The following is a 12005-nucleotide window of genomic DNA, read 5'->3' on the forward strand; positions in this document are numbered from 1 at the left end:
GAAGGTAAAATTAAAAGACCTGAGTCCGATAGAATACCGAACTCAGGTCTTAGAAGCTGCTTAAACTATATGTCTAACTTTATTGGGTCAGATCACTTTAGGCCATGTTGTTATTTTGGATGATAAGGGTGAGAAATTTGTTCATGTGCACCCTACATCAGAAGAAAAGACACAATTTGAAACAAAATTTGATAGGCTTGGGATCTACAAAGTGTGGGGAGAATTTAAATTTGATGGTAAAGTCAATAGCTATCCATTTGTTATAGAGGTCAAATAAAAAGGAAAAACAAAGGGGGGTTTTTATGAACTTAGATGGGATTAGCAAACATCTATTAATTTGCAACGGGAAAACATGCACAAAAAATGGAGCAGAAGAAGTAACAGAGACCATTAGGGGAGAATTGAAAAGCTTAGATCTGCAAAAGGAGATTCACACAACAAAAACATTATGTAATGGCCAATGCAAGCATGGTCCGATCGCTGTTCTATATCCACAAGGAACCTGGTATAAAGAAATGAATAAAACAAAAAGTGAAGAGCTTATTCGTCAATTGAAAGAAGAAAGAAGTGTTAATTTAGGCTCTGAACTTTACTACCATGATGGGAAAACATTTAAAAACCACGAAAGTGAACTGTAACATCTTATTTTTATATCGAAAAAGGCGTTTCTGTATAACAGGGCGCTTTTCTACTGTAATAAGTGTCAAGTGACAATTGCAACAAAGTCAAATCTATGGATATATTTTGAAGCTGTTGAATAACAATAAAAGTGTTACATTTACAAAGTAATTTAAAAACGCCAGTCATGTTCCCCCATTAATGGGCGCAATTGTTGAATACTGAGGGAACCGGGATTTTTAATACGGGAAAATCCATAACGTTGTAAATTTCAATTTCCTGACACTAGAGCAAGTTTTGATCCTCAAAACTTGCCCTTCTGTTTACTCATTTATTAAGTTATTAACCATTTAATTATCATACTTCTTTATATATCAATAGCTAAGCTTTTTTACGCAAAATAAATCCCAAAATCACGCAAAATAAAATTAAAATTGATATGTAATTTCAGAAAATTACCTTAGTCTGAAATAATAAACTCAGGTCTTTTTATTTTAGATGGGAGGATATTAATGTTTACTAAGGATTCTTCATATATTTAATCGAAGGATAACTTTAGTAAACGAATAATTATTTTTGTATTCATATATAGGACAGAAACTATGTTTTTATCTTTTTTAAAATTGACATTGATAATCATTTTCATTAAACTGTTATTATTAGACTAATAAGGGGAGTATTTTAATGCGACCAGCTATTAACACACAGTCTTTATCGCTAGGTTATGGTGAAAAATTAATTATAAATGAAATGAATATAGAAATACCTCATGGGGAAATCACCGTATTCATAGGTGCAAATGGATGTGGGAAATCAACGCTTCTTCGTTCGGTTGCCCGTTTGTTAAAGCCTCAATCTGGTTCAGTTTTACTTGAGGGAAAAGCTATTTCTTCCATGTCATCGAAGGATGTAGCTAGGAAGATGGCGATTCTTCCACAATCGCCTATTGCCCCTGAAGGACTTACAGTCTATCAACTTGTTAAACAAGGAAGATATCCGTATCAAAGCTGGTTGAAGCAGTGGAGCTCTTTGGATGAGGAAAAAGTTCAAAAGGCAATTGAAGCAACGAACCTAACAGAATTGAAGGATCGGGCGGTCGATGAATTATCAGGGGGTCAGAAGCAAAGGGCCTGGATAGCGATGACCCTAGCACAGGATACGGACATCATATTATTGGATGAACCGACTACATATCTTGATATGGCACATCAAATCGACATTTTGGACTTATTATTCGATTTGAATGAGTCAGAGAACCGAACAATTGTGATGGTGCTTCATGATTTGAATCTGGCTTGCCGCTATGCGGATAATCTAGTGGCTCTTAAAGATGGTGCGATATTTGATCAAGGACGGCCAGAGGACATCATCACTCCTGAAATGGTTCATCAAGTATTCGGAATGAAGTGTAAAATTTCGTTTGATCCGATTTTTGGCAGCCCAATGTGTATCCCGTTTGGAAAAGGGCGTTATGCCCAAAGTCAAGTAAAAGCGCTGGCCAATGCATAGCCTTTCTTCTTCAATAGAAAAAGAGCTGCAAACGTATCGGATTTCCTTCAAAGATGAAGCTCAAGTTTCCAAGACGTTTGATCATATTTATGGGCTGATTCAGTATGCACAAGACCGGACTGGAGCGGAGACGACAAGAGTAGCAGCTTCAATGTGGTTCAGACGTTATGCCTTTTTTGTTACGGCACAATTGTACATGATCAGCAAGCATCGGCTCACTTGGAATGGTACACTTCAGGACATTGGTGTCTTGGATAATCCCGAAGATAAAAATTGGCTGCCGAACTTTTGGCTGAAAAAAAACAGTTGGAGAGATGTTTCGGAAAAGGATAGCCCTTTAGCACTCAAGTCCATATTAAGCAGATTTGGTGCTGAAGCTATTCTTCCACTTTCTAAAACTACTAAAATATCGAAACTTGTACTATGGGAGAACATTTGGGGCTATACGGTATGGATGTATGCCGAGTTACTAAAACAGCCAGACATAAAAGCACGAGTTGAAGCGGACATTGAAAGGCTGCTTGAAGATGAGATATGGATGAATATAGAAAGGCATTCACCATTTAAACGATTCATTGGAGAAAAAACCATTCCTGAGTCCATGAATCCTTATAAACGAGTGACCTGCTGTTTATATTACCAGATTGACGGTCAGGAAAAATGCGCATACTGTCCGAATAAGAACTGTTGAATAGATAATCATAAGAAAGCCAGGCTTTGACTTCAAGCCTGGTTTTCTTATGGGGTGAAAAGTTTCATTTGTCCAGTCTTTTTCTTTCGGATTGTCCATCACTTATTATAGAAACTAAACGCACTACCCGGGTTGATATGTTATAATGTTGATATTTAATTGAACGGAGGCAGTCGCATGGGAAATGGGATTATTCACTATGGAATTGGTGAAGTAGTAGATATATATATGTATATTAAAACGAGTACAAAGGCGGTTGCGAGTAATGGAAAGCCGTTTTTGACACTAATTTTGTCTGATAAAACTGGGGAGATTGAGGCTAAGTTATGGGATGTCTCCGAGACTGATGAGAAAACATACAGTGCAGAAGCTACGGTGAAAGTGCAGGGGGAAGTCCAGAATTATCGAGGACGAAGCCAATTGAAAATCCGTAATCTTAGACTTACTGCGGAAGCTGATGGCATCTCAAAAGCGGATTTGATTCAAACGGCACCTTTAAGCCAGGATGAAATGATGGAAACGATTACTCAATTCATTTTCGAAATGAGGAACCCAAATATCCAAAGGGTGACTCGGCACCTTATCAAAAAATATCAGAATGAATTCTTGACGTTTCCTGCTGCTACTAAGAACCACCATGAGTATATGTCGGGACTCGCATATCACGTTGTGTCGATGCTGGGATTAGCTAAAGCCATTTCATCCCTATATCCTTCTCTCGATAAGGATCTTCTTTATGCAGGGGTCATTCTACATGACCTTGGAAAGGTACATGAACTATCTGGTCCTGTGTCGACTGTATATACGGTTGAAGGTAACCTTCTAGGCCATATCACCATCATGGTAAATGAAGTCGGTAAAGCTGCAGAGGAATTAGGGATTGATGCAGAAGAAATCATGATCCTCAAGCATTTAATATTAAGTCACCATGGTAAAGCTGAATGGGGCAGTCCTAAACCACCAATGGTAAGGGAAGCAGAAGTACTTCATTATATAGATAACATGGATGCCAAAATAAATATGATGGACCGGGCATTAGAAAAAGTGAAACCGGGTGAATTTACGGAAAGAGTCTTCGCACTTGATAATCGTTCATTCTATAAACCAACATTTTAATGAAATATGTTTCTTTCTCAATCGAGAAAGAAGCATATTTTTTTTGTTTGTGCATATTCTCTAGTAAATGACTAGGAGTCTTATTTGGGAGGGAAAAGGACATGCCAATATGGATCTGGTTTGTGTTTATTGGAATTATCGTTAGTGCAGTCATGGCAATTTGGACAGCTAGGCAAGAACGCCTTATAGATGATGCTTGGATTGAGAAGGAAGGTCAGAAGTATATTGAACGGATGGAAGAGGAAAGAGAGAGGCGTAAAAAGGATATAAACCAGGGAGCCTAGTCTGAAATAAAAAAGCGACAGGACAAAGTCCTGTCGCTTCAGTTTGTAGACAAAAGGGGTTCGGAATTAAAACATTCCGAACCCCTTTTGAAATTTCCTTTGAATTTTGCTCAATATTAAGGAATTAGGTCTCTACGAGCCCACTATGTTAGGCCATCTTTGGACCTTGCCATGTCCAATTGGCCATCTTCTTTAAATTCATGGCAGCGAAAGTGAGCATCGCCTGCATCGACAATTTTTTAAGTCCCCTTAAAGTAGTCCAACGCATGCCATGCTTTTCCTTTGCATCTGCGAAAACACGCTCAATCGTTTCTTTACGTTTCGCATAGATAGGTTTTACATCTTGATGATGACGCAGATGATCTGCTTCTTTCATATAATCTTGCCAAATATGACGTGTCACTACTTTTTGAGGGTCTTTACTTTCGGTACACTTTGATAAAAATGGACATGCCACACAAATGTGTTTTGGTGATTTGTACTCGCGATAGCCCTCTGTATTCGTTGTTGAGTACTTTAAAATGGCAAAGGTGACAATCAAAATGTTCATCGTAAATATAGTCATGTTTGCGAAAGAATCCTTCTTTTGTTCGAGGACGTGTATACGGTAAAGCGGGTGTTATTTTATTACCAAATAGATAGCTTGTAATCACCGGTATTTTATAAGCTGCATCTGCGGCAACAGCTTCTGGTTTCCCAACTTTTCAATTACTTGTCCAACAAGTGGCTCTAAGATGTGACTATCATGCGTATTTCCAGGTGTTACAATTGTCCCCAGTACAAAACCGTTGCGGTTGGCAGCCGCATGAAATGAATAGGCAAACTGTTTTGTTCGTTCATCTTTGACATAGTAGCCACTCTCACGGTCAGTTGTACTTTGTTTAATTTCTTTCTTCCTTATTAAGTTTATCTAATGTCAGTTTAACTAAAATAACTGGATCAATACTTGGGCGTCCCACCTCTGAATACATATCTTTCACCAAGTCATATATGAATGAGAAGTCAATGGCGGCCTCAATTTTTCGAACCAAATGGTTCGCTGACACCAGTTGATCTAGAGTAATCATTTCAAGTTGATCTCGCTGAATAGAATCATGTTTAGAAAGCATCCTCATCACCTCAAGTTTTAATTCTTCCATTTTAAAACAAAAAAAACTGTAGGCAAACTCGATTTTCATCGAGTTTGTCTACAGTCCTGTCGCTTTTACTATTCAAATTACTTTTCTTTAGTAGTGGCTCCAGATGTAATAGCATCTTTTAAATCTTTATCATTAATCTTTACATCTGCTTTTTTAACTTCTGAATCCAAAATATCTTGAACCTTAGTTTGGTCAATTTGTTTGACCTTCAAATCATATTCAAGATCTTTTTTCATATCTTTGTATGATTTTTTTTCTTTTGTATCAAGCAGTTGAATAATGTGGTAGCCATAATCAGATTTAATTGGTTTGCTGATTTCGTCTTTCTTCATCTTGTATGCTGCCTCTTCAAATGCAGGAACCATTTCACCTTGACCGAACCAGCCTAGCTCTCCACCTTTATCTTTTGTGCCTGCGTCAGTAGAATACTCTTTTGCAAGTTTAGCAAAGTCTTCGCCTTTGTCCAATTTGGCTTTAACTTCGTCTGCTGTTTTTTTGTCTTCTACAAGGATATGCCTAGCTTTGATTTGTGGTTTATAGTCTTCATAAGCTTTTTTTACGTCAGCTTCTTTCACGGTAATATCCGCAATGGCTGCTTTCTCTTGAAGCATGCCGATTTTAAGTGCACGTTTAAGATCATCTTCGCTCTTATATCCGGAAGAGGCTAGAGCTGTTTCGAAATTCTCACCCATTTGTTTTTTAAGCTCATCCGTTTTAGCTTTAACTTCTTTATCTGTTACCGTATATTTTTCAGAAAGAACTTTTTCATAAACAAGTTCTTGAAGAACTGTATCACCGTAACGGTCCTTCATGACATTGTAAAACTCTTCTTTAGATATATCTCCTGCTTTAGTTTCTACGACTGCTTCCTTGTCGCTGTTACATGCTGTAAGTCCGATCAGTCCTGCTGTAACAGCAATCGATAATGCCCATTTCTTCATTAAAAAACAACTCCTAGTTTTAAGTTTCTTGTTTGCTCTTCTTCGTATTTCCACAAAATTAACTATAACATATTCTGGTTACTTTACAAAAAATAATATATTGATGTATGAATAAGAATTTTACGAAAATTGGGTAAATGCCTAACCGGATCATAAACCTTAACATATGATAAATCGAGGACAACAAAGGGGGCAGAATAATGGGTAATGGATTTAGCGGAGGTTTCACTTTGTTAGTTGTGTTATTCATTTTATTAATAATTGTAGGGGCAGCCTTTTGCTAATTATACGCAAAATTAATTATGGATGGATAATGCCCACTCCTTTTGCAATGGAATTGAATAGGATAGGGTAGCCGCTCAACAGGAAATCAATAAAATGCTGATCAAACTAATGAAATAAGAGTGTGCATAATTGCTATTACTTAAGAATGGAAAGGAGGAAGATCAATGTCTGGAGGAATAGGTGGAGGCTTTGCTCTAATTGTCGTTCTTTTCATCCTGTTAATCATAATTGGAGCTTCTTGGTTATAAATTCATAAACTAAAAGGCGAAGCTGCTTACTTCGCCCTTTTTCTTTATGTGGATAAAGCCCCGGGTATCATCAATGTATGTAACAAATGATAATCAACATTTGTTGCTCATCTCTACGTATACAAAATTTCAATATAGGAGGATAATAACATAATAGTAATTAATACATTAATGGTCCTGAATACTTTAGGCTGCCGGTCTTCAGCAATTTCCTTTTGAATACATAAAGAGTTTGTCATTCTATTAATATTATAAAGGATCAGTATAGCAAAAATAATAAACCAGAACGAGATCAAAACCTAAAATCCCTCCTTACAAAACATCATGTATAAATACGATACCAAATTATAATGAAAAAAGATACCTAAAAATCTCGTCAGTCATCTTTATGAATAAAAAGACAATCCATTACTTTTGGATAAGGATGTCGTATCCTTCTCCATGTTCTTCAATAAAGGAATGTCCTGGGGAACCAACTAGATTTTTTATATAAATGAAATCCGATACACATATTCCGGTGTGCAGGGAAAATAAAATAGTGAAATAATGGATGTAATGTGGAAAACTAAGGGCACAGCCAATTAATATGACAGACATAATTAAAAAGGGCAGCACTAGCGTCAAGAGATATAGTTGCTTTCGAATCGGATAATACACATTTATTTTACATGTGAGCACGAGTCTCCACTTCAAAGACCAGGATGTTTTCACTTTTTTACATAGTAATCGTAGAGGTAAATAGTGTAATAGTTTGTGAACAGGATATAATAAGAGAAATAGGCTAAAAAATACCATTATTTGATCGTCATACAAAACGACATGAGTTGAAAAGACACTTAATAAGGTATAGATCATAACAAAAGACATCAATATAGTAAAAACTGAAAATATAATTAAACGGCAACTCCCATATTGTTTTGTTACGTCTATTGTTTTCCACGAATTCATTTTGAAATCAGCCCTCCATAGACCGTTGAATTTACTTACATACATTACGATGAATGAGTTAAAAAAGCAATAGAATTTTTGGATTTAGTTTGAAGATAAAAGATAGTGCAGAATTGAAGATGGCTACAATAAGATAAGACTGAATTCTAATTGTAGAATAATGTGGATTTTGGGCGGAATAATGGTTTGGAGTTTTATGCTAAATAATGATTGATTGGGGATTAATAATGTATGAGAAATATAAATGAAGAAATAGAAATACTCCGTTTTCATCAGCAACTATTATTAAACCTTATACGTAATCCGGAGGCACAGTTAGACTTTCTTTTTGTGGAAAAAAATTTCACGAAGAGGGAAGCGGAAGAGTTGCTGGAGACATGTGATATATTGAGCAAACGCTTTGAAATTGAAAAAGCGGAAGGGTACTTGAACTTTCGACCGCTTTTTAGTCAATTTGAAAAAAGGTTAAATCCTAAAATAACCATAAAAGAATGCATTAACGCATGCCTCTCACAAGGTTTATATGTATCATTCATGAAGGAAATGAATAGTGTGTGAGATTAAACTGGCTCAGTTTCTTTCTCTATCTTTTTTTTTGTGATTTTGCCTTCAACGTCAGTAAACTCCTGATCAATGTTATCGAATGACCGTTCAAAGATTTGCATGAAATCTTCCCCGTATATGTTACGGATGACAGCCATCATTTCAATCATATCCGGAAACTTACCATAAAGTTCACGAAGTGGAAGTGCACCTGAGAAAGCTGAGTTTTTACTTGGGTCATATGACTCCATTAATTCAAGTAGAACCTTTTCACCTTCTGGAGTTATCTCAATATACGTATTTCTTTTGTCATTCTCTTTCTTGGAGAATGTTAAAAATCCACGTTCCTCTAATTTTTTTGAAAAGTTAAATGCTGTTGAAACATGCATGACCCCAAATTTTGCAACGTCTGAAATGGAAGAGCCATTAAGATGATAAGCAATCCAAAGAATATGGTGCTCATTGATGTTTAAATCATAGGGCTTAATCCATTGCTGCCAATCTTTTTCAATCGATTTCCATAATGCTTTGCTTAATTGTGCAATTCGTTGACTAAAAATCATTGCTTCTTTCATAGAATAATTTTTATTCTGCATATTATGGGCTCACCTACTTATCAGATTCTGTATATTTATTATGACAATAAAATAAAAATTAATAAAGATAATATTTGCAAAATTTTTAGAAAATTTAAGGTTTTTTAATAGATTCTCCATTTTTCTCTAAAAATCTATGTAAAATATTGGGAAAAATGGAGAATTAGCCTTATATGATGGTGTTTACCTTTTAGTTTTTAGGAGAAGGAATTACTGTTTCTAATTCTTTCAGAGAATCTTCAATTTCTTGAACATTCTTCAATAATTCCGTTTTATTTGGTTCAATTTCCTGCTTCCAGTTCTCAATTACCACCTGAACATCTGAAATGAAAGTTTTCACCGTTTCTTTGCTGATTTGTGTAGCTTCCATTGTTTCATCTTTAATATTTAGCAATTTTACCTTTAACTCATCAATGGTTGCCTTAATTTCTTCCGTGTTTGTTTTGATGCGAGTCCGTAAGTCTTTACCAGAACTTGGTGCAGAAAGTAAGGTTGCTGCTCCCGCTACAACTGTTCCAGTTAAAAAGCCAATTAGTAATGATTTTGCCTTCATTAGGATCACCTCATTTTATAATATTGATTTCGCTTTACATGGTCTAAATCCCTGCTGAAAAAAACATCAATTGGAAATTATGTTATATAGGGATATAAATACTATTGATAACAAAATACCATAATTTTCATCCTTATGGAAGAGTATCTACCATTTTATCTTTATATCACAAAAATATTTTTTTGAACTTAGATAGTAAATATATAATATTTAAAAATAACTTGAAGCTTAATCTATAAATGCTTCATAGAATGGAAAGAACAGCATATAAATAGTAAAAACTAGCTGTCGGATCATTGATGGCATTGGTGGGTAATAATGAAATTTATATTTTTATTAGGCCTAATATGCCTGTGCGGAATGGGGTTTTTTCTAAAAAAGGCAAAAAATCCTGGTATCTATCCTCCTAAGAGGGTGCATCAAAATAGAGCGTTTGCTTTGGGGCTACCTGGGGTCTTTCTGCTTTTTATTTGGTTTATGTGGGTATTGATTCATTAAGCCTCAGAGGATTTGTTTTAATGTCAGAGATACGTCTAGATGCAGATTCATAAGGAGAAAAAAAGCACCGGTCATTCCGGTGCTTTTTTAAGTATGATGATCCTGCTGTTTAAGCATGAGCGGGTATATTTGATTTTTTTACAATGCCGTTCACAATTGGATAAATGATAACCATCGCAACTGTATTTAGCAGTACGGCTGGAAGAACAACAGCTCCGAATAGTGCAACGAAAGGTCCTGGTAGGGAGACGATATAATAAGCCGAACCAAGGAAGGCAGCGCCGGAAATAATTGTTCCTACGGCAGTCAATATACTTACGGTGACAACGGATGTTGAAAACTTCTTAAGACTGATGAATAAAAGATAAAACAGAAAGGCTGTTACCAACTTGTCTATGATATTTGGAATTTGTCCTCCGGGGAATGTTGTTGTCATGGCAGAAATAGCTCCAGCAGCCAAGGCGACAATGAATACATTCTTTTTCTCGGGAAACAGTGCAATCGCCAAAAACATCATCAACAGCATCATGTCCGGTTTCATTCCTAGGAAGAATCCTGGAACAATAAAATGCAAAGCAGCCCCAATCCCAATTAAAAGGGAAATTGACACAAGAGTTTTCGTTTTCATTTACTCATCTCTCCTATTCTCATCTCAACTAAAAATCTTTTCTTCAACAATGCACTACTGCCTGTTGCAAGAAGTTTAAAATAGTATATCATAAGACCTATTTTTTTAGAAGTCTAAAATTAGCATAGAAACTAGAGGACTTGTGCTTCTGTTGCTTTATAGGATTCTTGAAACTTTTTCATGAAGTCAGCAAGATCTTGGCAATGGGAAAGCGGTACTGCATTATAAATGGATGCTCTGCAGCCTCCAATAGATCGATGACCGTTTAGTCCAACAAATCCGGCTTGCTTCACGTCTTTCAGGAATTGTTTTTCAGCTTCTTCAGTCGGAAGTGTGAACGTTACATTCATATGTGAACGGCTGTCGGGTAGGGCATGGCCTTTGTAAAAACCATTGCTGTTGTCGATAGCATCGTAAATGACTTTTGCCTTTTCTCCATTTACTTCGGCAATCTTCTCTACACCGCCCTGTTCTTTGGCCCAATCCAACACAAGTGACAATAAGTAAATCGCTAATGTCGGCGGTGTGTTATATAATGATTTATTTTTTGAATGAATAGAATAATTCAGCATGGATGGGATTTTTTCATTATCAGTTATTAAATCTTTACGGATGATAACGACGGTAATTCCAGAAGGTCCTAGATTTTTTTGCGCACCAGCATAAATTATGCCGAATTTACTTACATCAATTTTTTTGCTAAGGATATCACTTGACATATCAGCGACTAGTGGAACGCTACCTGTTTCAGGGAAGTTTTTCCACTGCGTTCCGTAAATCGTATTATTACTTGTAATATGAAGATATGCCGCATCTTCATTCAATTTGATATCCTCAAGTTTAGGAATGAACGTGTATTTATCATCTTTAGATGAAGCAACGACTGCTGTTTTACCAACTTTTTTGGCTTCCTTTAAAGCTTTTTCCGACCAAGAACCTGTTAGTACATAATCTGCGCGTTGTCCATCATTCAAAATGTTCATAGGAATCATAGAGAATTGTAGACTGGCTCCCCCTTGCAGAAGAAGAACCTCATAATTTTCAGGAATTTCCATAAGATCTTTTAAAGATTGAATGGCATGGTTATGAATTTTTTCAAATTCAGCACTTCGATGGCTTAATTCCATGACAGACATACCAGAATCCTCAATATTCAACCATTCGTTTTGAGCTCTTTGTAAAACCTCTAAGGGAAGGGCGGCTGGCCCAGCGTTAAAATTGCGTGCACGTTTCAATTTTCTTCCTCCTATACAGCTATGTGTTAAAGTATTTTAGTCTATTTATATCCTACCAGAAAACTAAATTCAATAGGAGGAAAATTTAGAATTTTAAGTGGATAATCAATTTGAAATAGGAAGTAATAGAAGAGGAGGAAATAAATAGGTCCTTCACTGTGAGTGAGGACCTA

General features: G+C 36.1%; 15 protein-coding genes and 1 pseudogene. 8 read left to right on the forward strand and 8 right to left on the reverse strand.

Going from position 1 to position 12005, the window contains the following annotated elements:
- Positions 1–302 precede the first annotated feature (302 nt).
- The 5 genes from ACQKMR_RS02005 to ACQKMR_RS02025 all read left to right on the forward strand — a co-directional run bounded on the left by ACQKMR_RS02005 (position 303) and on the right by ACQKMR_RS02025 (position 4218).
- The gene (locus ACQKMR_RS02005) at positions 303–638 is read left to right on the forward strand and encodes a (2Fe-2S) ferredoxin domain-containing protein (RefSeq protein ID WP_427695788.1); all 336 of its coding nucleotides are present in this window, start codon (positions 303–305) and stop codon (positions 636–638) included.
- Between the two features lie 664 nt (positions 639–1302).
- Positions 1303–2127: an ABC transporter ATP-binding protein gene (locus tag ACQKMR_RS02010; protein ID WP_427695789.1), complete on the forward strand. Its 825-nt coding sequence runs from the start codon at positions 1303–1305 to the stop codon at positions 2125–2127.
- Positions 2120–2818, forward strand: a complete 699-nt coding sequence (locus ACQKMR_RS02015) for a (2Fe-2S)-binding protein (RefSeq protein WP_427695790.1) — start codon at positions 2120–2122, stop codon at positions 2816–2818. Before ACQKMR_RS02010 ends, ACQKMR_RS02015 begins: the two co-directional genes overlap by 8 nt.
- Positions 2819–2995: 177 nt before the next feature.
- The gene (yhaM, locus tag ACQKMR_RS02020) at positions 2996–3934 is read left to right on the forward strand and encodes a 3'-5' exoribonuclease YhaM (protein WP_427695791.1); all 939 of its coding nucleotides are present in this window, start codon (positions 2996–2998) and stop codon (positions 3932–3934) included.
- 101 nt (positions 3935–4035) lie between these two features.
- The gene (locus ACQKMR_RS02025; RefSeq protein ID WP_370662518.1) at positions 4036–4218 is read left to right on the forward strand and encodes a sporulation YhaL family protein; all 183 of its coding nucleotides are present in this window, start codon (positions 4036–4038) and stop codon (positions 4216–4218) included.
- A gap of 148 nt (positions 4219–4366) precedes the next feature.
- Here the strand turns inward: ACQKMR_RS02025 and ACQKMR_RS02030 are convergent.
- Positions 4367–5327 (reverse strand): annotated as a pseudogene (locus ACQKMR_RS02030) (transposase).
- 107 nt (positions 5328–5434) lie between these two features.
- Complete coding sequence (locus ACQKMR_RS02035; RefSeq protein ID WP_427695792.1) at positions 5435–6298, reverse strand: peptidylprolyl isomerase; 864 nt, start codon at positions 6296–6298, stop codon at positions 5435–5437.
- A 200-nt stretch (positions 6299–6498) separates the two neighbouring features.
- Here ACQKMR_RS02035 and ACQKMR_RS02040 point away from each other — a divergent pair, with 200 nt between their 5' ends.
- Both ACQKMR_RS02040 and ACQKMR_RS02045 read left to right on the forward strand, forming a co-directional pair.
- On the forward strand, positions 6499–6582 hold the full coding sequence (locus tag ACQKMR_RS02040; RefSeq protein WP_427696081.1) for a YjcZ family sporulation protein: 84 nt from the start codon (positions 6499–6501) through the stop codon (positions 6580–6582).
- Positions 6583–6747: 165 nt separating this feature from the next.
- Positions 6748–6831, forward strand: a complete 84-nt coding sequence (locus ACQKMR_RS02045) for a YjcZ family sporulation protein (protein ID WP_061462016.1) — start codon at positions 6748–6750, stop codon at positions 6829–6831.
- A 113-nt stretch (positions 6832–6944) separates the two neighbouring features.
- On the opposite strand, the gene ACQKMR_RS02050 is transcribed toward ACQKMR_RS02045, so the two are convergent.
- Together ACQKMR_RS02050 and ACQKMR_RS02055 are read right to left on the reverse strand one after the other, a co-directional pair.
- Positions 6945–7127 carry a hypothetical protein gene (locus tag ACQKMR_RS02050; protein ID WP_034314696.1) on the reverse strand — a complete coding sequence of 61 codons (183 nt, stop codon included), beginning with the start codon at positions 7125–7127 and terminating at the stop codon, positions 6945–6947.
- Positions 7128–7239: 112 nt separating this feature from the next.
- Positions 7240–7824 (reverse strand): DUF3267 domain-containing protein, encoded by a 585-nt coding sequence (locus ACQKMR_RS02055; protein WP_427695793.1) that lies wholly within the window; start codon positions 7822–7824, stop codon positions 7240–7242.
- Between the two features lie 186 nt (positions 7825–8010).
- On the opposite strand from ACQKMR_RS02055, the gene ACQKMR_RS02060 reads away from it, so the two are divergent.
- Positions 8011–8337 carry a DUF1878 family protein gene (locus ACQKMR_RS02060; protein WP_427695794.1) on the forward strand — a complete coding sequence of 109 codons (327 nt, stop codon included), beginning with the start codon at positions 8011–8013 and terminating at the stop codon, positions 8335–8337.
- Between the two features lie 2 nt (positions 8338–8339).
- Here the strand turns inward: ACQKMR_RS02060 and ACQKMR_RS02065 are convergent, their stop codons facing one another.
- The 4 genes from ACQKMR_RS02065 to serC all read right to left on the reverse strand — a co-directional run bounded on the left by ACQKMR_RS02065 (position 8340) and on the right by serC (position 11832).
- Complete coding sequence (locus ACQKMR_RS02065) at positions 8340–8918, reverse strand: HTH-type transcriptional regulator Hpr (protein ID WP_427695795.1); 579 nt, start codon at positions 8916–8918, stop codon at positions 8340–8342.
- 190 nt (positions 8919–9108) lie between these two features.
- Positions 9109–9471: a YtxH domain-containing protein gene (locus tag ACQKMR_RS02070; RefSeq protein ID WP_427695796.1), complete on the reverse strand. Its 363-nt coding sequence runs from the start codon at positions 9469–9471 to the stop codon at positions 9109–9111.
- 607 nt (positions 9472–10078) lie between these two features.
- On the reverse strand, positions 10079–10597 hold the full coding sequence (locus ACQKMR_RS02075) for a tryptophan transporter (protein WP_098174919.1): 519 nt from the start codon (positions 10595–10597) through the stop codon (positions 10079–10081).
- A gap of 131 nt (positions 10598–10728) precedes the next feature.
- Positions 10729–11832 (reverse strand): 3-phosphoserine/phosphohydroxythreonine transaminase, encoded by a 1104-nt coding sequence (gene serC / locus ACQKMR_RS02080; RefSeq protein ID WP_427695797.1) that lies wholly within the window; start codon positions 11830–11832, stop codon positions 10729–10731.
- Positions 11833–12005: the final 173 nt, after the last annotated feature.

This window comes from Peribacillus sp. NPDC096540 (assembly GCF_050278525.1).
Classification (GTDB): Bacteria; Bacillota; Bacilli; order Bacillales; family DSM-1321; genus Peribacillus.